At 71.0% G+C, this 22,702-nt stretch carries 25 protein-coding genes, 1 pseudogene and 1 other annotated feature; of the genes and pseudogenes, 6 read left to right on the forward strand and 20 right to left on the reverse strand.

Features of this window, described 5'->3' with window-relative positions; translation table 11 throughout:
- Positions 1–1,238 (reverse strand): IS3 family transposase gene (locus tag NITAL_RS13385; RefSeq protein WP_245617678.1). Its coding sequence is split into 2 segments (ribosomal slippage): positions 1–935 and positions 935–1,238, totalling 1,239 coding nucleotides; the frame shifts between segments, so codons are not numbered across the junction.
- Positions 823–936, reverse strand: a sequence feature (AL1L pseudoknot). It overlaps the preceding gene by 114 nt.
- A 243-nt stretch (positions 1,239–1,481) precedes the next feature.
- On the opposite strand from NITAL_RS13385, the gene NITAL_RS13395 reads away from it, so the two are divergent.
- Both NITAL_RS13395 and NITAL_RS13400 read left to right on the forward strand, forming a co-directional pair.
- Positions 1,482–2,153 carry a DUF6197 family protein gene (locus NITAL_RS13395; protein WP_157041825.1) on the forward strand — a complete coding sequence of 224 codons (672 nt, stop codon included), beginning with the start codon at positions 1,482–1,484 and terminating at the stop codon, positions 2,151–2,153.
- A 272-nt stretch (positions 2,154–2,425) separates the two neighbouring features.
- Positions 2,426–4,246 carry an exonuclease domain-containing protein gene (locus NITAL_RS13400; protein ID WP_169786836.1) on the forward strand — a complete coding sequence of 607 codons (1,821 nt, stop codon included), beginning with the start codon at positions 2,426–2,428 and terminating at the stop codon, positions 4,244–4,246.
- A 524-nt stretch (positions 4,247–4,770) separates the two neighbouring features.
- On the opposite strand, the gene NITAL_RS13405 is transcribed toward NITAL_RS13400, so the two are convergent.
- Positions 4,771–5,244: a hypothetical protein gene (locus NITAL_RS13405; protein WP_052666768.1), complete on the reverse strand. Its 474-nt coding sequence runs from the start codon at positions 5,242–5,244 to the stop codon at positions 4,771–4,773.
- Between the two features lie 458 nt (positions 5,245–5,702).
- Positions 5,703–6,200 (reverse strand): helix-turn-helix domain-containing protein, encoded by a 498-nt coding sequence (locus tag NITAL_RS13410; RefSeq protein WP_083441550.1) that lies wholly within the window; start codon positions 6,198–6,200, stop codon positions 5,703–5,705.
- A 132-nt stretch (positions 6,201–6,332) separates the two neighbouring features.
- On the opposite strand from NITAL_RS13410, the gene NITAL_RS13415 reads away from it, so the two are divergent.
- Together NITAL_RS13415 and NITAL_RS13420 are read left to right on the forward strand one after the other, a co-directional pair.
- Complete coding sequence (locus NITAL_RS13415) at positions 6,333–6,548, forward strand: hypothetical protein (protein ID WP_052666770.1); 216 nt, start codon at positions 6,333–6,335, stop codon at positions 6,546–6,548.
- A 341-nt stretch (positions 6,549–6,889) separates the two neighbouring features.
- Positions 6,890–8,140: a metal-dependent hydrolase family protein gene (locus tag NITAL_RS13420; RefSeq protein WP_157041826.1), complete on the forward strand. Its 1,251-nt coding sequence runs from the start codon at positions 6,890–6,892 to the stop codon at positions 8,138–8,140.
- A gap of 17 nt (positions 8,141–8,157) precedes the next feature.
- Here the strand turns inward: NITAL_RS13420 and NITAL_RS13425 are convergent, their stop codons facing one another.
- Both NITAL_RS13425 and NITAL_RS13430 read right to left on the reverse strand, forming a co-directional pair.
- Positions 8,158–8,397 (reverse strand): DUF1905 domain-containing protein, encoded by a 240-nt coding sequence (locus NITAL_RS13425; protein ID WP_052666771.1) that lies wholly within the window; start codon positions 8,395–8,397, stop codon positions 8,158–8,160.
- A gap of 306 nt (positions 8,398–8,703) precedes the next feature.
- Positions 8,704–9,405, reverse strand: a complete 702-nt coding sequence (locus NITAL_RS13430; RefSeq protein ID WP_052666772.1) for a sensor histidine kinase — start codon at positions 9,403–9,405, stop codon at positions 8,704–8,706.
- 46 nt (positions 9,406–9,451) lie between these two features.
- Between NITAL_RS13430 and NITAL_RS29415 the strand changes: the two are divergent.
- A pseudogene (locus NITAL_RS29415) lies at positions 9,452–9,745 on the forward strand (DM13 domain-containing protein); the annotation flags it as partial.
- Here NITAL_RS29415 and NITAL_RS13440 read toward each other — a convergent pair.
- From NITAL_RS13440 to NITAL_RS13460, 5 genes are all read right to left on the reverse strand, one after another.
- Positions 9,637–12,330: a putative bifunctional diguanylate cyclase/phosphodiesterase gene (locus tag NITAL_RS13440; protein WP_052666774.1), complete on the reverse strand. Its 2,694-nt coding sequence runs from the start codon at positions 12,328–12,330 to the stop codon at positions 9,637–9,639. The pseudogene NITAL_RS29415 and the gene NITAL_RS13440 sit on opposite strands and share 109 nt — an antisense overlap.
- A gap of 219 nt (positions 12,331–12,549) precedes the next feature.
- Positions 12,550–12,909 carry a SpoIIAA family protein gene (locus NITAL_RS13445; RefSeq protein WP_052666775.1) on the reverse strand — a complete coding sequence of 120 codons (360 nt, stop codon included), beginning with the start codon at positions 12,907–12,909 and terminating at the stop codon, positions 12,550–12,552.
- Positions 12,910–12,987: 78 nt separating this feature from the next.
- Complete coding sequence (locus NITAL_RS13450) at positions 12,988–14,211, reverse strand: AMIN-like domain-containing (lipo)protein (RefSeq protein ID WP_052666776.1); 1,224 nt, start codon at positions 14,209–14,211, stop codon at positions 12,988–12,990.
- Positions 14,198–14,746: an RNA polymerase sigma factor gene (locus tag NITAL_RS13455; protein WP_052666777.1), complete on the reverse strand. Its 549-nt coding sequence runs from the start codon at positions 14,744–14,746 to the stop codon at positions 14,198–14,200. The genes NITAL_RS13450 and NITAL_RS13455 overlap by 14 nt, the downstream gene beginning before the upstream one ends.
- A 92-nt stretch (positions 14,747–14,838) precedes the next feature.
- Positions 14,839–15,225: a VOC family protein gene (locus tag NITAL_RS13460; RefSeq protein ID WP_052666778.1), complete on the reverse strand. Its 387-nt coding sequence runs from the start codon at positions 15,223–15,225 to the stop codon at positions 14,839–14,841.
- Positions 15,226–15,367: 142 nt separating this feature from the next.
- Between NITAL_RS13460 and NITAL_RS13465 the strand changes: the two genes are divergently transcribed.
- A complete protein-coding gene (locus tag NITAL_RS13465) occupies positions 15,368–15,844 on the forward strand; it encodes a DUF1801 domain-containing protein (protein WP_052666779.1) in 477 nt (158 codons plus the stop codon).
- Positions 15,845–15,872: 28 nt separating this feature from the next.
- On the opposite strand, the gene NITAL_RS13470 is transcribed toward NITAL_RS13465, so the two are convergent.
- From NITAL_RS13470 to NITAL_RS13515, 10 genes are all read right to left on the reverse strand, one after another.
- A complete protein-coding gene (locus NITAL_RS13470; protein ID WP_052666780.1) occupies positions 15,873–16,517 on the reverse strand; it encodes a dihydrofolate reductase family protein in 645 nt (214 codons plus the stop codon).
- A gap of 119 nt (positions 16,518–16,636) precedes the next feature.
- Positions 16,637–17,434 (reverse strand): methyltransferase domain-containing protein, encoded by a 798-nt coding sequence (locus tag NITAL_RS13475; protein WP_052666781.1) that lies wholly within the window; start codon positions 17,432–17,434, stop codon positions 16,637–16,639.
- Positions 17,435–17,515: 81 nt separating this feature from the next.
- The gene (locus tag NITAL_RS13480; protein ID WP_211262398.1) at positions 17,516–18,319 is read right to left on the reverse strand and encodes a methyltransferase domain-containing protein; all 804 of its coding nucleotides are present in this window, start codon (positions 18,317–18,319) and stop codon (positions 17,516–17,518) included.
- Positions 18,316–18,636, reverse strand: a complete 321-nt coding sequence (locus tag NITAL_RS13485) for a zf-HC2 domain-containing protein (protein WP_052666782.1) — start codon at positions 18,634–18,636, stop codon at positions 18,316–18,318. Before NITAL_RS13485 ends, NITAL_RS13480 begins: the two co-directional genes overlap by 4 nt.
- A complete protein-coding gene (locus NITAL_RS13490; RefSeq protein ID WP_052666783.1) occupies positions 18,633–19,301 on the reverse strand; it encodes an RNA polymerase sigma factor in 669 nt (222 codons plus the stop codon). Before NITAL_RS13490 ends, NITAL_RS13485 begins: the two co-directional genes overlap by 4 nt.
- Positions 19,302–19,332: 31 nt before the next feature.
- Complete coding sequence (locus NITAL_RS13495) at positions 19,333–19,896, reverse strand: OsmC family protein (protein WP_052669672.1); 564 nt, start codon at positions 19,894–19,896, stop codon at positions 19,333–19,335.
- 224 nt (positions 19,897–20,120) lie between these two features.
- Positions 20,121–20,558: a type II toxin-antitoxin system VapC family toxin gene (locus tag NITAL_RS13500; protein WP_052666784.1), complete on the reverse strand. Its 438-nt coding sequence runs from the start codon at positions 20,556–20,558 to the stop codon at positions 20,121–20,123.
- The gene (locus NITAL_RS13505) at positions 20,555–20,845 is read right to left on the reverse strand and encodes a type II toxin-antitoxin system Phd/YefM family antitoxin (protein WP_052666785.1); all 291 of its coding nucleotides are present in this window, start codon (positions 20,843–20,845) and stop codon (positions 20,555–20,557) included. The genes NITAL_RS13500 and NITAL_RS13505 overlap by 4 nt, the downstream gene beginning before the upstream one ends.
- Positions 20,846–20,940: 95 nt before the next feature.
- On the reverse strand, positions 20,941–21,585 hold the full coding sequence (locus NITAL_RS13510) for a hypothetical protein (RefSeq protein WP_052666786.1): 645 nt from the start codon (positions 21,583–21,585) through the stop codon (positions 20,941–20,943).
- A gap of 145 nt (positions 21,586–21,730) precedes the next feature.
- A complete protein-coding gene (locus NITAL_RS13515; RefSeq protein ID WP_052666787.1) occupies positions 21,731–22,615 on the reverse strand; it encodes a hypothetical protein in 885 nt (294 codons plus the stop codon).
- Positions 22,616–22,702 lie beyond the last annotated feature (87 nt).

Genomic DNA, 22,702 nt, shown 5'->3' on the forward strand with positions numbered 1-22,702 from the left:
TCATTGGATTCCAACCGGGTGGCTGGTCTCCGCTCGCTGACTGTAGGTGGCGGTCTCGAACTCCACGGGAGGGATGTCACCCAGGGTGGAGTGCAGCCGTTCGTGGTTGAACCAGTGGACCCAGCCGAGGGTGGCGAGCTCGACGTCGTCGACGTTGCGCCATGGTCCCTTTCGGCGGATCAGCTCGGTCTTGTAGAGGCTGTTGACGGCTTCTGCCAGGGCGTTGTCGTAGCTGTCGCCGACTGATCCGATGGAGGGGACGGCGCCGAGCTCGGCGAGCCGCTCGCCGTAGCGGATGGAGGTGAACTGCGAGCCGGCATCGGAGTGGCAGACCAGTCCTTCGAGCTGGCTGTTGCGTTTCCATCGGGCCATCTCGAGCGCGTCGAGAACCATGTCGGTGCGCATGTGGGTCGCCCCCCGCCAGCCGACGATCATCCGCGAGAACGCGTCGGTGATGAAGCACACGTAGACCGCACCGCCCCAGGTCGGCACCACGGTCAGGTCGGTGACCCACAGCAGGTTCGGCCGCTCGGCGATGAACTGCCGGTCCACGAGATCCGGGTGACGTGCCGCGGAGGCGTCCGGTCGGGTGGTCCGGATGCGTTTGCCCCGACGGGCGCCCTGGATCCCCAGCTCACGCATCAACCGGGCGACCTGGTCGCGACCGACCGCCTCGCCGGCGCGCTGCAGCGCCTTCCACATCTTGCGGATCCCGTAGACCTCGTAGTTCGCGGTCCACAGCGTCAACAGCAGCGGCATCAGCACCGCATCCCGCAGCATCCTCGCGGACGGCTCACGGGACTTGGCGGCGTAGTACGTCGACGGGGCGATCGGCAGCTGTTGGCAGATCGGCTCGACCCCGAACTCGTCCTTGTGCGCGTCGATGTAGGCGACCATCACCTCTGTGGGCGGTCGAGCTCCGCCGCGAAGAAAGCCGACGCCGACCGCAAGATGGCGTTGGCGCGCTTCAGCTCCCGGTTCTCCTGCTCCAGTTGCCGCAACCGCTCCGCATCGCTGCTCGTGGTGCCGGGCCGCTCACCGCCGTCGATCTCGGCCTGCTTGACCCACTGGCGCACCGACTCCACCCCGTAGCCCAGCTGCTTGGCGACCCGGGCGACCGTTCCCTGGGTAGCCCCGAGCTCGGTACGCAACGCCTGGACCATCCGCACCGCCTGGGCCTTCTCCTCAGGGCTGTACCGACGCGAGTTCGGCGTCCCCGACGGACCGATCGTGCTCATGGCTCCTCCTTGATTCCAAGGTTAGGAGCCTCCACCGATCCCAGGACGGTTCAGCGATCGGCTCGGTGAGCGGATTCCAGGCGAAGCTCACCACCTGTGGCAACCAGTCGCGACCCCGAAGCGGGTTCGACGTTACCCCTCCGCGCACAAAGACCGAAGAGGAGTTCTAGGCTCTCGGATCCGTGCCCGAGGGGGATGTCGATGGGTGTTGCTGCTGAGGCGGCGACTGTCTTGCAGTCCGACATGGTGCAGTTCGTGCCGGCGCTCGCTGCCGAGGGAGCATCGGCCTGGACCTTGCGCGATGCGCTCATCGCTGCCTGTGGTTGCGACCGCCGTGCCGGCCCGATGGCCTATTGGGAGTGGCAGGAACTGCATGCGACCTTGCGCAGGACTCGCGAGGTCGTCGCACGCCATGCGGGCGTCCCGCTAGGGGTCAACGTCGAGCAGTGGGCGAACCAACCGTCGCGAACGCTCGAGGAGGTCATCGGTGCCCTCCACGCGGTTCCGGTGGCCGATGACTTGCCGATCCCTCCCTCGCCGTCGTTGCGGCCGTGGTGTGACCCGAAGGTGGCCTCCCGTTGCCGAATCCCCTACATCCCCCTGGCCGCCCTTGTGCACGCGTGGGGGGACCGCGATCGACCATGGTCCGACGTGGCGAGGTCCTTTGAGTTGGTCGCAGCGATGTCGTCATGGGATCTGCTGCGCGCGATCGAACCCTCGATTCGCGATGCAGCGCCGGCGGAGGAGGTCGCAGACATCGCATGGACCCTCCGGGGGTGGAAGAGCCTCGTGGCTGAGTCGGCGGCACCATCGCGATGGCTGCACTCAGTCGCTGAAGACGACCCCACCATCACCTTGACACAACTGTGGGACCAGGCCTCCGAGGCCGTGGCCGCGCAGCACGAGCAGACTTGAGGGACGAGCGTTCAGCGTTGCCATCTGCGGCGCTCGCCGTCGGACGGCCTTCGCGAGGTCACGGCGATGATGACGACCGTGGCTCCACCGGTCGTACTGCCACGGATCGCACGAGCGTGACCGCCTCGTCAGACGGTCAGTAGGGCGTGGTCCGTCATCGGCACGGGCGCCGTCTCGCGGACGACCGCGCTACGCCCGGCGGCCTCAATCGCCTGACGGCGTCGCAGCCGTCCTCTAGCCTGCTGGCCGGGCATCGACTCGCGAGGGGGACCGTGAGCTTCTGGGGCAAGCTATTCGGCACGAAGAAGCCGGCGGGCACGGTGGGGACCGTGCCCCACCTAACTCCCGCGTCACCGCAGCCACCCCCATCGTCCCCGCGCGCAGCGACCGGGCGGTTCGGCGCCGTCGTCGGCGACGCCGACCGAATCGTGGTCGTCGATACCGAGACCACCGGCGTGTTCCCCTCCGACCGGGTCGTAGAGGTCGCGCTCGTCACGCTCGACCTCGACGGGCGGATCATCGATGAGTTCGACACGTTGATCGACCCGCGCAGGGACGTGGGCCCGACATGGATCCACGGCATCACCGCCTCGATGCTGACGGGCGCTCCGACATTCGAGGAGGTATGCGGGCAGCTGGCGGTCCGGTTGCACGGGGCGGTGGTCGCCGCTCACAACCTTCCGTTCGACGCTCGGATGCTGGCAAGCGAGTACGGACGGGTTGGTGTCGATGTCCAACTGCGTGCTGGCCTGGACACGCTGAGGTTGACCGGCGCGAGGCTGGCGGACGCCTGCTCCGTATACGGGGTGCACCTGAACGGTGCCCACGCGGCCCTGGCGGACGCGCGGGCAACCGCGCAACTGCTGGTCGCGCTCGCTGAGCGCTGCGACGGCTTCGACTGTCTACCGGTGGTGCTGCCCACCGGTCTGGCTCTCGGCGGCCGGGTGCTACGTCGCGACCCACGGCCGGGCATCCTGGCGCCGGCTCCCTATCTGGCCCAGCTGACCGCCCAGCTGCACCACCCCGAACGCGACGCCAAGGTGGCCGCCTACCTGGACCTGCTGGACCGGGCGATGGCCGACCTACACCTCGACGGAGATGAACGCCACCAACTGGTCGAGCTCGCCCGGGAGCTTGGGCTTAACGCCGGCGAGACCGACCGGGCGCACCGCCGCTGGCTCGGCGAGCTGATCGAGACGGCCTGCTCGGACGGCGAAGTGACCCTCGCGCAGTACGACGAGCTGTGCCGGGCCGCGCACGCGCTCGGAATCGATCAGGCGCTGGTCGACGCGCGCACCGCGACGTTCCGCACCAGCGACCGTGAAGTAAGTCTGCAGCCGGGGACGACGGTGTGCTTCACCGGCGTGGCGATCGACGACGACGGCGCAGAGCTCTCCCGCGAACTGTTGGTCGCTCACGCTCGGCGTCTGGGTCTCGACCCGGTCGACTCCGTGACCAAATCGCGCTGCCAGCTGCTGGTGGCGGCCGACACCGCATCACGGTCGGGCAAGGCAGGTAAGGCCCGCCGGTTCGAGATTCCAATCGTCGCAGCTCGCGACTTCCTGGCAGGGACGCCGGGCGGGCAGGTGCCGGCAGTGGCGACCGGCGTGTCGCTGCGCGAGACGCTGATCTGTCAGGAGTGCGAACGGGCTTGGACCCGGCCGGTCCAGCGAGGCAGGAAGCTCGAGCGCTGCCCCGACTGCAATCCTGCGCGCGTGTCGGACCGACCCGCCTGGCCCTCTGGGCCGGTTGCGGTGCCCCAGTCGGCCGCTCCACCCGTAACAGCACCGAAGGCGACCGCCGCGAACGTCTTGCATCCAGGGCCCGTGCCGGTCTCGGCCGCCCCGAACACCCGGCCTCCCGCCCTGCCGCCGGTGCCGCCGGTGCCGCCGGTGCCAACGGTGCCTGCAACTGCAGGTGTGGCGCCTTCACCGACACGATCGGCCGACGAGCCGATCTCGGGCGCGTCGCTGGTGGTCACCGTCGATGAGGACACCGGCGTGGAGACGCTGCGGTGCTCGGCATGCGGGGTGCATTGGCAGCGCCAACGGGTGAGGGGCCGCAAGCCGCACACTTGCTTCGACTGCCGGTAGGGGTCGCCGGTGCGCTGACACCGGCGAAGGTCTCGGCCTCCTGCTAGGGCTAGGGCGCCGGGTCAGACGGAAACGCTGCCGGTGAACTGGCGTGCTCGATGCGGTCCCCTCCCAGTTCGTGAACTCCGAGGGTCTCGGGCGCGCCGCGTCTAACTGGTCCGTGAGCTCGCATGCCGCCCAGGCGTCGAGATGGCGGCCCGGCGCATGACCGCCGGCAGTCACGGTTGCGCGCGGGCTCCACTTGACTCGAAGTCGAGCGGGGTCCCCTCACCCTCGAGCTCGGTACCCGAGGCTGGCGCGCGCTAGCACCGGGACGTGGCCGACCCTGGAAGCAGCTCGACAAGGTCGAGCTCGAGCCTTCGTCTGGGTCGACTGGTTCAACGACCGTAGACGTGCCGGCCTCCGGGAGCCCGTGACCGACCGCCACCTCTCGACACACACATGACGACGGGCCCTCCGACGTGTGGAGCGGGAGGGCCCGTCGTCGTCGCCGCTGGGTAGGTCGTGGGCAGCAGACAGTGGGCCTACGCCTGCGGCGAGGGATGCAACACATCCAGGAGTGGCTGGTTGAAGGCCTTGCCGAGCCCGAACGGGGCGTTGGCGTCGAGTTCGATGGTGTGTCGCTCGTGCTCGAGGTCGATGACCAGCCGTGTCGCGAGCGTTCCCTCCTTGGCCGAGTGGACGCGTGTCGTGGCGCGAGGCCAGACGGCGACCTCGTCCTTGACCTTGATCGACGAGCCCTTCGGGCGGAAGTCGAACAGGTGGATGGCGTCGTCAGTGACGGCGACCATCACGTTCGTCGGCAGGTCACCACCGGCCTTCTTGTTGCCTGCCGCTCGGTTGGCGAGGAAGCCGGCGCCGGAGACCTTCGCGAGCGCAGCGCCGGCCAGGGATCCGGGCTGGCTCAGGCAGCCGATGACCTGTATGGAAGTGGCGCCGACGTGCTTCTGCAGGACATCAGTGTAGTTGCGGCGATGCTTGGCGTACTTGTCCGACATTCTGGGTGCTCCCGGTTGGGTGGCGGTTCCGCCACGGGTCGGTGTGCACGCAGAACACCGGGAACGCGGCCGGTGCCGTAGAGCAATGGCTACTCAACCTTCGGGCCTGACCTGACCGTCGACGAGGACGGCGAGTAGATCTTGGTCCGGCGCAACCTGATCCACATGGTCGAGGAGATCGGTCGGCCGCCGGGCATGCCGACAGCCTCCGCGAACTGATCGACGGCCTACCGGCACCTTCCCCTGGGTGTCGCGGTTGGTGCCGCGCTAGCTGAGCTTGAAGGTGCGGGTCGACTCGCTGTCGGGTGGGACGCCGGCGAAGGCAGGTGTCAGGAGTCGTCGAGTTCCGCCTGCACCGCGTCGCGGACCACTCCGAGTTCGTCCTGGACGGTGTTCAGCACGATGTCGGCAGACCCGGGGTGGTAGCCGTGGTCGAGGTGCAGGCGCATCCCCTGGACTCACAGAAGTACTCCTTCCCGTTCAGCCTCGTCGCGGACATCGGGTCGCAGCGTCTGGGGGACGGCGACGTCCACGGGACCGCCGAACGCCGCCGACAGCTCGCGCTCCAGCCTCGCCAGCTTCACCGGCGTCGGACGTTCGAGCTCGACGAGCAGATCGAGGTCTGAATCCGGCCCGTCGGTTCCTCGTGCGGTCGAGCCGAAGATCCGCGGGCGTCGAGCCCCGTTCCGCTCGAGGACCTCGTTGAGCGCCTCGCGACGTTCCTGCACCCGGCGTCCGACGGGCCCTCGCAACGCCACGGACGTGCGCCGGGGCTCGAACGTGATCGTGACGTCGAGCTGCTCGAGGAGGCGCTGCAGCGTCGGCAACGACGGAACCGCAGCGCCACTCTCGTACCGAGCGATGGCCGGTTGGGAGGTACCAGCCACTTCCGCCAGTGCGCGTTGCGAGAGGCCGGCTCTCTGCCGCGCCTCGCGCAGGACCGAAGCGATCTCCATAGCAGGACTATACCGCTACAGGTATCGAATGGGCTGGGCCAGTCGGTGCCTGGCCGCGCCCACGTGCGCGGTTGACTCGGCGGAGCTGTCAACATACGTTGACAGCTCCCGGAGCGGCGTTGAGGAGATCCGGTGGAGGTCGCGATCGACACAGCGGACGGCGGCGACCCCCGGGTCGGGCTCCGGGTCGCAGCAGAGGCGCGGCGGACGGCCGAGCGCCAGCAGGACGCGGCGGTACGCCGGGCCCGTGTCGCCGGTCTGACGTGGGCGGAGATCGCCACCCACCTCGGTGTCTCCAAGCAGGCAGCGCACCGCAAGTACCGAGGGCGGCTGCCGGGACGTACCTAGCGGCGCGTTCCGAGCGCCGACGGCCCGGACCGTTTCGGCCGTAGGGGGGAGGAGCAGGTGGGTGACCCCGCGTGCTGGCTCGATCGGGTCTGCGCTGACTGCGGACAGGTCGCCCACGAACTCGACGACCAGCGACGCTGTGCTCGCTGCGTCGCGGCCGGTTCCACCTCCGCGTGCTCCGGACCGACCGCGAGGAGGGAAGACGATGCCTCGGATCCGTAGCTGGATGCGGCGCCTCGTCGTGGATCGTTGGGCCGAGCTGACCCCACTTTGATCTCGCGTCGTCGGGTCCAGCCTGCGCACGCGGAGGTAGCGTCCTCCGACCGGAGCGAGGAGGGCGCGTGGCGATCCGCATCGAGGCGACCCGGTTGCTCCCCGGACGCGGGCAGTCGGTCGAGGAGGCTGTCCTCGTGCTCGATGGCGGGACCATCAGCTACGCCGGCTCGCGCGTCGACGCGCCTGCAACGGACGGGGCGACACGGGTACAGGTCGACACGGTGATGCCTGGCCTGTGGGACTGCCACGTCCACCTGCTCGGCGCGCTCGGTGCAGACCCGACCTCCGTGACCCGGGAGCCGCTCGCCCTGCGGGGCGCCCGGACGACGATCGATCTGGTCGCCGCGCTCGAAGCCGGCGTCACCTCGGTGCGCGAGGCGGGTGGCCTGGGCATCCACGTCGCTCGTGCCGTCGCCGAGGGCACCATCCCCGGGCCACGCATCTACGCCGCCGGCGCCTGGTTGTCGGTCACCGGCGGTCACGGCGACCTCGCCGAGCTGCCGCTGTCCTGGATCCACCAGCTGGCGGTGACCGAGCCGTCGACGCGGCTGTGCGACGGCGTCGACGACTGCATCACCGCCGTGCGCGAACAACTACGTGAGGGCGCCGAGGTCATCAAGATCTGCGCGTCTGGGGGCGTGATGTCGTCGCGCAACGATCCGCGCCACCAGCACTTCACCCGGGCCGAGCTCGCGGCCATCGTCGAGGTCGCCGGGCTGGCGGGCCGCTCGGTGATGGCGCACTGCCACGGGACCGGCGCGATGCTCGCGGCGATCGAGGCCGGGGTACGCACCATCGAGCACGGCACCTACCTCGACGAGGAGGTGTGTGCCGCGATGGTCGAGCGCGACGTGCTGCTCGTCCCGACCCGCCTGGTGGTTCGTGAGATGCTCGCTCCGGACCCGTCGAACGACATCTCCCCGGAGATGCGCGCCAAGCTCGTCGAGATCGACCACGTCCACGCCGACGCGATGGGCCGCGCGCACGCCGCTGGGGTCCGCATCGCGATGGGCACGGACGTGATGGTGACCGGGCGCGGCAAGCCGGTCGCGTGGGGCAACCACGGCCGCGAGCTGCCGCTGATGGTCGAGTTCGGGATGAGCCCGCTCGAGGCGATCGAGTCGGCGACCGCCAACGGTCCGGACACGCTCGGCGAACGTGCGCCGCTCTCGGGCCAGCTGGTCGCCGGGTACGACGCCGACGTCATCGCGGTGGCCGGCGACCCGCTCGCCGACGTGTCCGTGCTGGCCGACCCCGGGAACGTCACCCACGTCTGGCAGGCGGGCGAGCTCACCCACGACCTCGCGTCAGCCTGACCGGGTCACCAACGAGTTCACGACGTTCGCTGCTCCACGTGCACGTCGACCACTTCGCCGGCGCTCGACTTGCCGATCGTCTTGCACAGCGCTTGCCGCAGCGGCAGCCAATGGGGGCCTTCTCCGGACGGCATCAGCGTCGCGGCGAAGGGGTGCCCATCGAGCGTGCCGGCGACCTTGACGGCGCGCCGGGTGCCGAGCACCTCGTGCGAACCGGGCAGTTCGATGTAGGTCGCGAAGGCGCCGTCCTTGCGGATCGGCTCCGTGAAGGACGCGTCGAGCGGCTGGGTGGCGGATCTGCGGTGGTCATCGGGGCACCATCTCTGTCAGGTGGGGGACGAGGTCTCTCGGTCGGGGTCGACCGCCGCGGCGTGCGGAACTCATCGCCGCGTGATCCACACGAACTCGAGCCGAGCGGCGGCCACCGCTCCCTGCGGGCCGTAGCATCCACTCGTGCAGGCGAGGGGAGCGGGCTGAGGTGGCGCGTCGAGACATGCGGCATCCGCCGGCGCCGAGGGACCCTGGTTCGTCGACGACCGCTGCATCGACTGCGACGCGGCACGTCACGTCGCGCCGGGCCTGATCGCCCGCGACCGCGATCCTGCGGACCACGTCCGTTGGTGAGCGGAAGCGGTGGGTACCCGGAAGGCGACCGTGGCTCCGGGTCCCGGCTCGATCCAGATGTTGCCTCCGTGGGCCTCGATCAGCTCGCGGGCGATCGCCAGGCCGAGGCCGGCCCCGCCGCCGTCGCGCTCGCGGGCTTCGTCCGCTCGTGAGAACCGGTCGAAGGCGCGTTCGACGAACGCCGTGGGGAACCCTGGCCCGTCGTCGTGGACGCGCACCCCGCCGGCACCGCTGTCCGTCGCGAGCTGGAGCGTGATCGTGCGGCCCGGAGGGGCGTGCCGCACGGCGTTGTCGAGCAGGTTGCGCAGGACCCGGTCGAGCGCCATGGCATCGCCGTGCACCGGGGCGGCCCCCTTCGTCTCGAGCTCGATCGTCACCTGCTGTCGAGCGGCGACGGGAGTCAGGACCTCGGCCGCACCGGCGGCCAGATACAGCGGGATGTGCTCGGGCCGCACCTCACCGGCTTCGAGGCCGGTGAGCACGAGGAGGTCGTCGACCATGCCGCGCAGCAGCTTCAGGTGGGTCGCCATGGCTCGCAGGTAGCGGTCGGGGTCCGCGGCCAAACCGTCCTGCAGCGCCTCGACCGCCGCCTGGAGGGTCGCGAGCGGCGTCCGCAGATCGTGGCCGACGGCGAGGAGCAACCGGTGACGCGCAGCTTCATCCGCTGACCACGCCGACGACGACGGCGCGCGGGCGGCCGACCTCGTCGACCTCGGCGACCTGCGCGGGAACATCGGTAGTCAGAACTACGAGATCCCTGACGACGTCGACCTCGACGCCTACGACACCGTCGTCATCTGGTGCGAGCGGTTCACCGTCGCCTTCGGTGCCGCCGATCTGGCTCCGGCGACCGGTAGCGCCCCGGCCCCACGTCATGCCCGCGTGGCACGGCTCGGCCGCGGCAGCCGCCACGGGAGGGCGACACCGTCGGAGAGGACGGGCGCGAGCTCGGCGAACGGCAGCGGCGGTGCGAAGAGGTAGCCCTGCGCGAAGTCGCAGCCGAGGTCGAGCAGGCGCAGCGCCTGGAGCTGCGTCTCCACGCCCTCGGCCACCACCTCGGCGTGCAGACCCGAGGCCATGCCGAGGATCGCCTGGACGATCAGGGTGTCGCTGTGGTCCTGGCCCAGCCCATCGATGAAGGAGCGGTCGATCTTGATGGTGTCGAACGGGAAGCGCTTGAGGTAGCTGAGGGAGGACCATCCGGTGCCGAAGTCGTCGATGGACAGCTTGACGCCCAGGCTCCGTAGCTCGGTGAGGATGTGCTGGGCGCGGTCGGTGTCATCCACGAGCAGTTGCTCGGTCAGTTCGATCCGCAACGCATCGGAGGGCAGGGGCCACCGGGCGAGGGCGGTGCGGACGCCATCCAGGAAGCCGGGGTCCTGCAGTTCCCGGGGGGACACGTTGACGGCCAACGCCACGGTTGGGGTCCCGGAAGGTCGGGTGGCGTGCCATGCGGCCAGCTCTGCGGTGGCCGTGGCAAGCACCCAGCGGCCCAACGGCACGATCAGGCCGGTCTCCTCGGCCAGCGGGATGAAGTCGTCGGGATCGACCAGATGGCCATCGGGACGCTGCCACCGTACGAGAGCCTCCACGCTGGTGACGTGCGCGGTGCGGAGGTCGACGATGGGCTGGTAGCGCAGGCGCAGTTCGCCGCGGTCGATGCCGTGACGAAGGGCGGTCTGGCCGCGCAGACGTTCCGTCGCCGTGCTTCGCAGGGCTCGGTCGAACACCTCGATCCGGTTGCGGCCCGCTCGCTTCGCCTCGTACATCGCGATATCGGCGTCGCGGAGCAGTGCGCTGGCGGGCTCGGACCCCGCCTCGGTGTGCACGATGCCGATGCTGGCGGTCACGTAGATCTCGTCGCCGGCGACGTCGAAGGGCGCTGCGAGCCCGTCGGTCACGCGCACCGCCAGTGCCTCCGCGTCGGCCGTGTCGGCGACCGACGCGACGATGACGAACTCGTCCCCACCCGGCCGGCCGACGACATCGTCGTCCCTGACCGAGTCGCGGAGGCGGTTGGCGACGTCGATCAGCAGCGTGTCCCCTGCGTCGTGGCCGACCGAGTCGTTGATCAGCTTGAACCGGTCGAGGTCGAGGAACAGCACGGCGACGCGCCGGCGTCCGTGGATTGCGCGTTGGAGTGCATCGTGCAGCGCGGCGCGGTTGAGCAGACCTGTCAGGGAGTCACGGGTCGCCTGCCGGGTGAGACGTTCCTCGGCCCGCCGCTCGTCGGTCACGTCGCGGAGGTTCATCACCAGCCCCGCCACAGCCGGCTCGTCGAACAGGTTGTGGATGACGAACCGCAGCCAGCGGGGCTGCCCTGTGACGTCGGGGAACCGCATCGTCCCCGAGGTCCTGGCACCGGACCGCGCCAGCGCCCGTCCCACCGCCTGCGCCGCGATCGGCACGTCGTCGGGGTGCACCGTGTCGAGGACGCGGCTGCCGATCAACGAGCCGGCGGGCAACTCGAGCATCTGCTCGACGGAGGGGGTGGTGAACTCGACCGTGCCGTCGGCGTCGAGGACCGCGATGCCATCGGCGGCATGCTCGACCAGCGACCGGAAACGCGATTCGCTGGCCGACGCCACGGCCTGCGCTTGCTGGCGGGAACGCAGGGTGAACGCCAACCGGACCAGCACCAGCGCGATGGCGACGGCTCCGATGGCGCTCTGGGCCACCGGCGCCTGGGGCGGGCGTCCGATGACGGTACCGAGCAGGTGGAGGAGGGGGGTGACCATCCCGGCGGTGCAGATCACGAGCACACGGGACGTGCCGGTACGGCCTGTCGGAACGGCCAGCGGCCCGGCCTCCCGCATGCTCGGATGCACCGCCGCGGCGAGGAGCAACCCGTAGGCCAGCAGGCTGAGTGGAAGGGTGCGGCTGGTCCCGGCGGACAGGTCGCCGGTGTGGTTCAACCCGTCCAGCACCACCGAATCGAGGAGTATGACCGTGACGCCCAGGAGGATCAACCCGATGATGGCCGCTCGCGACGGGGTGAGCGCAGCGCGCGGGATCCGTTGGGCGACGATGTAGGTGATCAGCCCGATGGCCGCGAACACCAGCACGCCGGTGCCGAGGGCAGCCGGACCGTCGTTGTCCGCCAGCAACGGTGCCACGAGCCAGTAGAAGCCGAGCTGGCCCAGCGCCAACGCGACGATGCCGGCGTCCAAGCCGGACTCGACGTCTCCTCGGCCGTCCCTCCGGCCGAACATGACCCCGATGCCCCAGGCCATGAGCACGACGCCGCCGAGCTGCAGGACCGTGTTCGCGATCCCCAGGCCCGGCGGGACATCGACGCCCATGACATCAGCGGTGTAGCCGACCTGGAGCGCGATGATGCCGGGCCCCGCGTGCCGCCAGCCGGACGCGCGTGGGGGCCGGTGGCGGAACAGCGCGAACCCGACGCCGACCGCGATCACCAGCGTGCCGAAGAGCTTGACCAGCGTGGGACCGGCCGCGGGCGCGGCCAGCGCGGTCACCGCGACGACCGCGTAGACGGCCACGACCACACCCGCCGCCCGGCGCCACCAGTCGTCCCTGCGCCGGTCGTGCCTGGCCTGGACCACGTGGCTTCCTGGCTGGTCTCCTCGTACAACGCCGGGCGCGCTCGCCTACATCATCGGTTCGCGCTGCGCCGGTCCGCCGTGCCGAAGGTAAGGGATGGGGAGGACTTCCGCCCCTGGGGCGGCTGCGAAGCGTCACGGGGCGTCGCACAGCTCCACGGTGGCTGCGACCAGCCCACGGGCGTCGCTCGCGTGCCCGGTGGGCCGGCCCGACATCACCGGCTAGCTCCGTAGCCACGTCCAGGCTGCTGCGGCCTCGGCGGGCGCGTAGTGGCGAGCCTCGATCGGTGTGACCTCGTCCGAGGCGGTGGTCAGCCACCGATGCCAACGCTCGCCACCGATCACGGCCATGCGATCGATGTCGCCGAGCTTGCCGACCGAACGGCGCAGATCCTTCCAGACGGCCGACGGCTCCATCCCCTCCATCGCGGTGAGGTCGACGAGCACTCGCGCGGACCCCTTGTCCGCGATGATGGTGTCGAGCTGCTCGTGCATGGCCGCGACCTCGGCGTCGCTCAGCCGACCTTCCAGCCGCCAGCCGATCGTCTCGCTCGAACTCTCGGGCAAGGTCTCGAAACCCACGTTGTTGCAGCCCCTCTGTCGCTGCGTCGACCGTACGGGTCACGGCGCAGCCCTCGCCCGGCCACGTTGCCGTGTCCGTCAGGGGTGAATGAGGTCGATGACGAGGCGCTGGGGGTCGTCGAGCCGCTCGACCCGGTAGGCGACCGTCTCGTCGAGCCCGATGAACACCTGTTGCTGCGCCTCGAACCAGATGCTGCCGACCACCTCGGTGAGCACCCCGGAGCCGGCAGGCGCCGGGATGCGCACCCCGTTCCAGTCGACGGTCGGTCCCGGGAGGTCCGGCGGGAACGCCATCGCGTTCAGCGCCACGGTCAGCACCGCGCCACCGGCGACGTCCACCTCGTGACCGGAGCCGTCCTCGATCGCCCGGTCGTCGAGGTTCGTGAACCACCCGACCTGGCCATCGCCGGCGAACACGAAGACGACGCGGTCGAACCCCTCGTGCGTGCCGACACGGACGTCGACCAGCTCGAGGTCGACCGGACCCTCGGGCGGCGATTGGCGGTCCTCGGTGGATGCCTCGTCGTCGAGCGGCGGGGCACCGGTGCGCTCGCCATCGGACCCGGTCGCGTCGTCGCCGTCAGTCGTGGCGCCCGCCCGCGTGGCCGACGCCAGCAGCTCCTCGGCGAAGCCCGGCATCAGATCGGGAGCGATAACCGTGAGGTAGAGGTCGAGCTCGGTGAACAGGTAGGTGTCGACCAGCGTGCCGTCGCTCAGGGACCACCGTTCGACGACACCGGTCGTGCCGAGCAGGTCGACGTCGGTGACGTCCGCGGTCCCCTCGACGTCGGCGTGGCCCGGCAGGTACGCCGGCGGGACGCCGCTGGCCGGCACGGCGACGACGGACGTGTCGGCGACGGCACCCTCCGGACAGTCCCGCTGGGTGTCGGGCACGATGCTGTCCATGACCACGAGGGTCGGGCCGATCGCCTCGCTGTAGCACGGCTCGCCGCCGCTGACGACCCGCTCGAGGGAGACGCCGTCCGGGATGGTGAGCACGACCTCGCCGACCTGGACGGTCCCCTGCTCGCCGACGCCCCCCGGATCCTCAGTCGGTCCTCCATCGGGCCCTCGGTCGGCCGGGGGAGGTCCCGCGGGACCGTCTTCGACGCGGATCGAGCCGGGGGTCCCGAACGGGACCGCGACCACGACGGCCACCAGCACCGCGGCGAGGGTGGCGCCCGCTCCGGCGGCACGGCGACGCATCACGCGCCGCCGGCCTCGCTGGTAGGTCCGCCGCGCGTCGTCGACCGACGGGGCCGGGCCGGGGGGAGCGGCCCGCAGCTGCTCACGCACGTCCATCGAGCACCTCGCTGTCACGGCGTTCGGTCTCGAACGCGTCCTCGCCGTCGTCGTCCTCGGGACCGAGCTGCCAGCTCCCGTCCTCGATCAGCCGCTGTCGGGCCCGGTACACCCGGCTCTTGACCGTGCCCTCCGCCACCCCGAGCGTGGCCGCGACCTCCTGCACCGAACAGCCGATCGCGTAGCGCAGGACCAGCATCTGACGCTGGTCGAGGTCGAGGTGCTCGAGCGCGCCGATCAGGTCCAGGTCCGGCGTCGGGTCGTGGTGCGAGCGATCGAGGGCCTCGACCGAGCGCGTCGGACGCAGGGCGAGCTTGCGGCGCCACGACGTCGCCCAGTTCACCGCGACCCGGTAGGTCCAGCCGACGCGGTTCGGCATCTCGCTGACGCTCGCCCACCGTTCGGCGGCGCGGGTGAAGGCTTCGTCCACCGCCTCGTGGGCGAGGAGGTCATCCCCGAGCGTGACCCGAACGGCGGTGAGCACGCGCCCGTGGGTGGCGGTGTAGAACGTCGTGAAGCCGTCGGGGTCGCGCACGGTCCCTCCTCCCTCCCCACTCAGACGCACAGCACCAGGGAACCGTTGCACCCTGGGTCCTGTCCAGGGCGCTGCGATGCGGGCGGCAGACGCTACGACCGAGGCGAGCCGCGGTGCCAGCAGAGGCAGAACGGGTGACCGGCCGGGTCGGCGTAGACCTGCCAGCCCTCCTCGGCCTCGAGGTCGTCGGCCCTCTGCAACAGCCGGGCGCCGAGCGCCATCACCTCGTCGTGCGCGGCGTCGAAGTCGTCCACCCACAGGTCGATGTGCACCTGCTGGGGCGGCGAGCCATCCGGCCAGTCGGGTGGGACGTGGTCCGGGGCGAGCTGCACGCCGATCCGCGGCGCGCCGTCGGCGTCCATGACCATGTGCCAGTCGTCGTCGACGTCGACGGTCCCACCGAGCACGGCCGCCCAGAACGCGCTCTCGGGGGCCAGCTCCGCCGCATCGAACGCGACCACCTGGAACCTGATGTCCACGCGTACCTCCTCGCGTCGATGGACGCGCACCTCGATCCGGCGGGAACGCGATCGGCACCGGTCAGGAACGGAGAAGGATCCTCGCCGCCCGCTGTCTAGCGTGCGTCGCACCGAGGCACCACCGACGTCACCAGGAGCGACGATGGCCACCAGGTCGGAGGGCAGGGACGCGGGCGCGGCAGCAGCTGCGGGGTTCTCCGAGGCGGAGCGCGCCGCGATGAAGCAGCGCGCCAAGGAGCTCAAGGCCGAGGCAGGCAGCGGCCGCGGCAAGGACAAGGCGGCCGCCGCCGAGGCGGAGGTGCTGGAGAAGATCGCGGGGATGCCCGAGGAGGACCGCGCCTTGGCGGAACGCGTGCACGCGCTGGTGACCACCGTGGCCCCGGACCTCGCGCCCAAGCTGTACTACGGGCAGCCGGCCTACGCCCGGGGCAAGAAGGTCGTGTGCTTCTTCCGCAGCGGTCGGGGTGACGGTGAGCGGTACTCGACGTTCGGTCTCAGCCAGGAGGCGAACCTCGACGAGGGCAGCGGCCTGTGGCCGACGTCGTACGCGCTGGCCGACGAGATCAGCGAGCAGGCCTGGCAGCACCTCGCTGAGCTCGTCGAACGGGCCGTCAGCTGACCGGCACCGCATCGGCCCGACGGTGCGCTCACCGCGCCGCGGCTGGTTCCTCCTCCGCGTACTCCGGACCGACCGCGCCGAGTGACGGCGATCCGTCGGGCCGGTAGACCGCGATGTCGACCCCGCTGGCGGTGCTCGTGCGGTCCACGAGGCTGAGGCGTCGTGGCGGCGTCCCGTCCGCGAACAGGCGCTTGCCCGTGCCGAGGACGATCGGGACGGTGAGCACGCGGTACTCGTCGATGAGGTCGTGCCGCGTCAACGTCTGGGCGAGCGTCCCGCTGCCGTGGACCTGCAGCTCGCGACCGGCCGCGCCGCGAAGCGCGGCCACCTCCGAGACCACATCGCCGCCGAGCACCGTCGAGCCGGACCAGGTCGCCTCGGGCAGCGTGGTCGAAGCCACGTACTTCGGGAGGGCGTTGAGGCGGCCCGCGATCGGGTCGTCAGGATCGGTCACCAGCGGCCACGTCGCCGCGAAGATGTCGTAGGTCCGGCGCCCGAGCAGGAACGCGTCCGCTGCCTCGAAGAAGCCGGCCATCGTGGTCATCAGGTCGTCGTCGACGTACGGCGCCATCCAACCGCCGTGGTCGAAGCCGCCGTCGAGGTCCTCGTCCGGTCCCCCCGGGGCCTGCACCACCCCGTCGAGGGTGGCGAACGTCGTCATGGTCACGCGCATGGGGCTGTCCTCCGCTGGTCGTGTCATCATCCACCGAGGGAGGACCCGCGCGCCGGGGAGAACTCATCGCCGCCGGGGCCCGCCCCGAGGGCGGGCCCCCAACCTGCGGCAGTCGCGGTTCAGTGGGGCTTCCTCGCGAAGAACGGGTGGCCGGCGACCTCGAACGCGCGGGCGTTCTTCTCGCCCGGCGCGCCGCCGAAGGTGTCCACACCCGGCCCGACCTCCATGTCGACGAACCTGGCGTCGGCGATCAGGCGGCACCAGTCGTCCAGCGACTGCCCGCCGGCGATGCAGTCGGTCCACAGGTCGATGTCGCAGGTCGCCTCGTGCGGGACCTCACGGCCGACGGCGATGTCGGCGAACTGCAGCCGCCCGCCCGGGCGCAGCACCCGGTGGATCTCCGCGAACGCACGGGGCTTGTCGGCGACGAGGTTCAGCACCCCGTTGGAGATGACCACGTCGATCGACCCGTCGTCGACGGGCAGGTCCTCGATGATGCCCTCACGGAACGCCACGTTGTCCCACCCGAGCTGCCGCGCGGTCTCGGTGGACTTGGCCAGCATCTCGGCGGTCATGTCCACACCCAGCACGTGACCGTCGGGGTGGACCAGCTGCCTGGCGACGAAGCAGTCGAAGCCGCCGCCGGAGCCCACGTCCAGGACGTGGTCGCCCTGCCCGAGCGGGGCCAGCGAGAACGGGTTGGCGACCCCGGCGAAGGACTCCACGGCCCGGTCGGGCAGTGGGTCGACCAGGGCCGGGTCGTAGCCGAGCAGCGCGGCCAGTGGACGGCCCGTGTGGAAGTGGAACCCGCCGTCCGGGGTGGTGGCGACGTGACGGTACTTGTCGCGCACGGACGCACGCAGCGCCTCCGGGTCGACGGGCAGCGCGGTCGTGGCGGTCGTGGTGTCGGTGGTCATCGGGGCGTCCTCCCTGTGGTGTGCCTCCACCAGGGAGGACGAGCCCGGACCCACCGCCATTGCAACGGAACGCACGGATCGTCAAGCGGCCTCGGGCAGGCGCGCACGTGCGATCAGGCTGGTCGCGATGCTGGCCTGCTGCTCCGGCGGGACGAGCTCGCGCATCAGCGCGATCACCTCGTCGGTGAACAGCGGGTACAGGGCCGCGTCGTCGACGCTGAAGGGGATGTGCTCACCGAGGTGGATGTCGGTGAACCCCACGTTGGTCAGCTTCGTGGTGAAGACCTCCTCCGACAGGGCGCCGGCGATGCAGCCGGCCCACGCCGCACCGGAGGTCAGCACCTGCGGGGGCAGGTCGTCGTCGACGGTCAGGTCCGATACGCAGAACCGACCCCCCGGCCGGAGCACCCGGGACGCCTCGGCCAAGGCGCGGCTCTTGCGCGGTGACAGGTTGATCACGCCGTTGGAGATCACCACGTCGACCGTGTCGTCGAGGACGGGCAGGTCCTCCATCTCCGCGTGGACGACCTCGACGCGGTCGGCCACACCCGCCTCGGCGGCGGCCCGTTCCGTGCGTTCGCACATCTCCGGCAGCGTGTCCACCGCCAGCACACGGCCCGGGGGGCCGACGCGTCGCGCGGCCAGGATGGTGTCGATGCCGCCGCCACAGCCGAGGTCGATGACGACCTCGCCCTCGACGAGGTCGGCGTGGCGTACCGGGTTGCCCACACCGAGGGACCACGCGATCGCCAGGTCGGGGACCTCGGCGAGCTCCTCCGGGCGGTACAGGCGGCTCGCCGTGACCTCTCCGGCACCGCTCGGGATGGTGCGGTACGCGCCACGGACGATGTCGCGGATCCGGTCCTGGTGCATGAGATCGCTCACGTGATCGCTCCCGCGTCGCTGTCGTGCTGGTCGTCGTTCGTCGGGTCGTCGTCGACGGGGCCGCTGGCGAGGTGGATGTCCGGCAGGACGTCGTCGATCAGTCGCTCGAGCCGCGCCTGCACGGCCTGCGGGATGGTGGGCTCGGCGTTCGTGTGCAACATCTGCCGCACCTCGCGGGAGAACTCCAGCTCACCGCAGCACCGCAAGCAGTAGCTCAGGTGCTCCTCGACCTGCCGGTGCTGGTCCGGTGACAGGTCGTCGTCGAGGTAGTCCCAGAGGAGGCGGATGGCCTCGCGGCACGCCGTGGGAGCGCTCATGGCGCCACCCCCTCGGGTCGGGTCGGCGTGAGCGGCACCGGTGACCTCCTCGGCGGTCGGCGCAGGTCGGGGCGCGTCAGACCGGACGCCTCGGCGTACTCCCACAGCGTCCGCTCGAAGCACTGCCGGCCGCGGTGGAGGTGGGAGTACACCGTGCCGGGTGGGAGGTCCAGCAGCTCGGCGATGTCGCCGGTGTCGAACCCCTCGAGGTAGCGCAGCACCAGCGGGACGCGGTAGTGCTCCGGCAGCTGCTCGAGCACGGCGTGCACGTCCTCCCGGGAGAAGGATCCGAGGAAGTCGACGTGCATGGTGTCGGAGTAGGGCATCGGGTCCTCGTCGGCCAGCGCCTGGTAGAGCGAGAACTCCTCGGTGGTGTCCACAAGCTCGGTGCGAGGTTGGCGGCCCTCCGCGCGGAGGCGGTCGCGCCAGAGGTTGACCATGATGACCCGCAGCCACTTGGGGGCGGCCTGCAGGTCCCGGAGGGTGTCGATGGACCCGCAGGCGCGCAGCAGCGTCTCCTGGACCAGGTCCTCGGCTTTCTGGTGGCTGCCGACCAGGTGGCGGGCGAGCGCGTACAGACCCTTCAGCTGCTCGCGGACGAGCTGCTGAAGGGTCGTGCGTTCCACCGTGTCGAGCATGCCCTCCCTCGACTCGATGATGGCCACGTGGCGAGCGACCGTCCAGTGCCGCGAGCGGTCAGACGATCCGGAGCGAGGTGCGCACCGGCACGGGGTTGGCGATGATGTCGCGGACCGGCGAGGTGTCCTGGACGTACTGGCACAGTTCGGTGAGCTGGTCGTCGCTGGCGTTCGGGCTGGCGACCGTGCCGGTCACGCGGATCTCGGTGAAGCCGGGCCGCGGGCCGTCCTGCCCGAGGAACGGTCGGACGTCGATGTCGCCCTCGACCTCGTAGTCCATGCGTTCGATCTCGATGCCGCGGGCCGCCGCGTTGGCGACGTACCCGACCGCGTAGCAGAAGCCGAGCGCCTGGAGGACGAGCTCCACGGCGTTGGGCCCCGTGTTCCGGCCGAGCAGGACCGGTGGCTCGTCGCCGGTGAGCTCGAACGCCTCGTCCCGCGAGGTGTCCTCGCTGCCGGCGTGGGTGAAGCCGTGGATGCGGCCGGTGTTCAGCGTGCCGTCCTGCCAGGTGCTCGAGGCGCGGAACGTGAAGGACGCCACGTCGGCGTCGTCCTGGACCGCGTCGATGGTCCGAAGGAGCTGATCGACGTCGATGCCGTTACGCAGGGTGGTGGTGGTCATGGTCACTGCCTCCCGGTGGTCGGTCGTCCGGCACGCCTCCCGTGACGGACGAGGTCGGCGGGGACCGCCCCGCCGGGCCGGCCGTGCAGCCGTGCCCACCACCGAGGACGAGGCGGCGAGCAGCGCCATTGCAGCGGCCGTCCGTTGCGTGCGGTCAGCAGGTGCCGTCGCACGATGGCCGGACGCCCGTCCCGTGCCGCCGGTCACGAGCTCTGCGCCCGGAGTCACCGGCTGGCGGGAGCAGGCTCCACCGCGAGGCTCTCGCGCTCAGCAGCGTCGCTGAGGCGGTCGTCCAGACAGACGAACGTGATGTTCGAACCGAGTTCCCTGGAGATCAGGAGGGCCGCCGCGAGCTGGGCGGCGTCGGCAGCCCGGAGGGGGTGGCGTGCGAGCAGCGGTTCGGCGAGACGGCGAACCGCGCGGGCATCGTCGACCTCGTCCCACGTCGACGCGAGTTCGTCGAGGCCTGCGAGCGCGGCGCGCCGATCGGCACGGTCGAGTGCGCCCGACCTGGCACGTCGCTCGATTGCGCTCCTGATCTCGACCGACGTCCAGATCCACGTCGCGATGCGTGTGTCCTCGGCGAGGAGGGCCCGCATCGGCTCGGTCTCCGCCTCGGCTACCAGGAGGGGGACGACCGCGGAGGCGTCCCAGTACCTCACAGCCGGTCGTCCCGGTCCTCGTCGAGCGCACGCCGCAGGTCGGTGCCCAGCTCGAGCGGCGGCCGGTCGAGCACGAGCGAGGAATCCCCGGTGCCGGGGCGCAGGACCCCCGCCCGGACGAGACGCTCGCGGTCGTCGTCGTCGGGGTTCGTGCTCCCGGGGGAGAGGCCGATCAGGCGCGCGATGGGACGCCCCCGGTCGAGCACCTGCACCTCGCCGCCGCGCCGCACGTCGCGCAGGTAGCGCGACAGGTGCGCCTTGAGTTCCGAGACCGAGACCGTCTGCATGTGACCAGAATGGTCAGATGCAGAAGACCTGTCAAGTCATCCGATCGACTCGGCGGCGGGTCGCGGATCGGCTCAGCGGCGGGTCGCCGATCCGATCAGCGGCGGGTCGCCGACGGCGCGTCGCCGGTGAGCAGCGCGATGCTCATCCGCACCAGGGCCGACAAGCCGAGCGCTGCCCCGACGAGCATGGCGGGGATGAACCAGAACCGGAAGCGGATCGGGTCGGGCAGCACGTCGTTCCACGCGGCGGTCGGAGCGTCCTCGTCGACCGCGCGACCGGTCCGGTCGAAGGTGGCGGGGGAGGGGGACATCGCCGTGGTCGACGGCTCGCACGGCAGCGTCGCCGACAGCACCCGGACGCGGCGGATCCCGTCGGTGTCCCACCACAGCACGTAGCAGTCGGAGCCCGCCTCGCCCGTCAGCACCCAGCGGTCGCCCTCCGTGACCCGTTCGAGGCGTGCCCCGGTGACGCCCGGTGCGACGGCGGCGGGCGTGTCGTCGACGTCCAGGTCGCCCGCACGGACCGCCCGGAACGTCTCGTCGAGGCGCTCGGCGAGGTCCACGGCAGCCGGATGATCCTCGTTCGGCACCTCACGGACCGACCAGGTGAACGCGAGCCCGGCGGCGACGATCAGCACCACGATCGCGTCCCGCAGCAGGCTCCGATCCCGTGCCCGACGCTTGTCCGCGCTGGTCCGGCCAGCGGTCGGGCGGGCTCGCTGCAGCGGCGGGCTCGGCACGACGATCCTCCGCCTCGGTGGCGTGCCGGGGCCTGTCGGAACCTACCTCCCGTGCGGCTCGCGCGGTCGGGGGGCGGCCGCCCAACCCGCGGGCTGTGCGGCCGCACCCCCGGCAACGTCCTCGGGGTCGAGGGCGTCGGGTACCTCAGTGCATCGAGCTCTCCGGGACCTCGACCGTGACCGTGGCCTCGACCGGTGCACCCTCGACGAGATAGTCCGCGTGGTCGTTGCCGTTGAGCGTCACGCGGATCTCGTACGACCCTGGGTCGAGCGAGAGGTGGAACCACTCGCCGTACACCCGCCCGAGCCGCTCCCCGTCGACGTAGAGGTGCCCGTGGCCCTCGCCGTCGACGTGTGCCCCGGAGGCGTGATCAGGCGCCCAGGTGAACCCCTCGGTCTCGACCCGGACGTTGACCCCCGCCATCGCGTCCGGCTCGGCGGTCACCCGTACCGCGAGGCCGTCGGTCGGGTGTGCGCCGTGCGCGTGGCCGGCCATCGACCCGCCTCGCTCGGGGACCTCCACGGTCGTCGTCGCCTCGATCACCTCACCGTCCACGACCAGGTCCGAGTGGTCGTTGCCGTTCAAGGTCACCCGGATCTCGTGCTCGCCAGGCTCGAGTGGCAGGTGGACGTGGTCGCCGTACAGGCGGCCCACCCGCTCCCCGTCGACGTACAGGTGCGCGTGCCCCTCACCGTCGACGTGCCCGCCGGAGGCGTGCTCGGGTGCCCACCGGAAGCCGGTCGTCGTGACGGTCACGTTGACCCCCGTCATGGGGTCGGGGGTGGCCTCGACGGCGACGCTGATCGCGTCGGTGGCTGCCTCCTCTTCGGGTTCGTCCTCGCCGCTCGCGTCCTGGTGATCCGCCGCGGTGCCGTCCTCATCCGCCGCGGCATCGTCGTCGGTCTCCTCCGCCGCGGCGTCGGCGGCAGGGCCCACGCCCTCGGTGGGGTCCTGCCCGGCACAGCTGGCCAGGAGCAGGCTGCCTGCGGCCACCGTGGCGGTGAGCCGTCGCTTCGTGTCGATCATCACGCGTGTTCCTCCTCGGTTCACCCACGCGCTCGTAGCGGTGGGCGTGGATCCGCTCGGTCGCCCACGTGCCGCATCCGGTCACGCGGG

It is taken from the genome of Nitriliruptor alkaliphilus DSM 45188, assembly GCF_000969705.1.
GTDB classification, from domain to species: domain Bacteria; phylum Actinomycetota; class Nitriliruptoria; order Nitriliruptorales; family Nitriliruptoraceae; genus Nitriliruptor; species Nitriliruptor alkaliphilus.

What these genes read in the sequence shown, in the direction of transcription:
- NITAL_RS13470 (WP_052666780.1), bottom strand. Translation starts at nt 16,517, where the DNA reads ATGCGCGTGACCATGACGACGTTCGCCACCCTCGACGGGGTGGTGCAG.
- NITAL_RS13450 (WP_052666776.1), bottom strand. Translation starts at nt 14,211, where the DNA reads ATGGACGTGCGTGAGCAGCTGCGGGCCGCTCCCCCCGGCCCGGCCCCG.
- NITAL_RS13465 (WP_052666779.1), top strand. Translation starts at nt 15,368, where the DNA reads ATGGCCACCAGGTCGGAGGGCAGGGACGCGGGCGCGGCAGCAGCTGCG.
- NITAL_RS13505 (WP_052666785.1), bottom strand. Translation starts at nt 20,845, where the DNA reads ATGCAGACGGTCTCGGTCTCGGAACTCAAGGCGCACCTGTCGCGCTAC.
- NITAL_RS13395 (WP_157041825.1), top strand. Translation starts at nt 1,482, where the DNA reads ATGGTGCAGTTCGTGCCGGCGCTCGCTGCCGAGGGAGCATCGGCCTGG.
- NITAL_RS13495 (WP_052669672.1), bottom strand. Translation starts at nt 19,896, where the DNA reads ATGACCACCACCACCCTGCGTAACGGCATCGACGTCGATCAGCTCCTT.
- NITAL_RS13475 (WP_052666781.1), bottom strand. Translation starts at nt 17,434, where the DNA reads ATGACCACCGACACCACGACCGCCACGACCGCGCTGCCCGTCGACCCG.
- NITAL_RS13405 (WP_052666768.1), bottom strand. Translation starts at nt 5,244, where the DNA reads ATGTCGGACAAGTACGCCAAGCATCGCCGCAACTACACTGATGTCCTG.
- NITAL_RS13485 (WP_052666782.1), bottom strand. Translation starts at nt 18,636, where the DNA reads ATGAGCGCTCCCACGGCGTGCCGCGAGGCCATCCGCCTCCTCTGGGAC.
- NITAL_RS13410 (WP_083441550.1), bottom strand. Translation starts at nt 6,200, where the DNA reads ATGGAGATCGCTTCGGTCCTGCGCGAGGCGCGGCAGAGAGCCGGCCTC.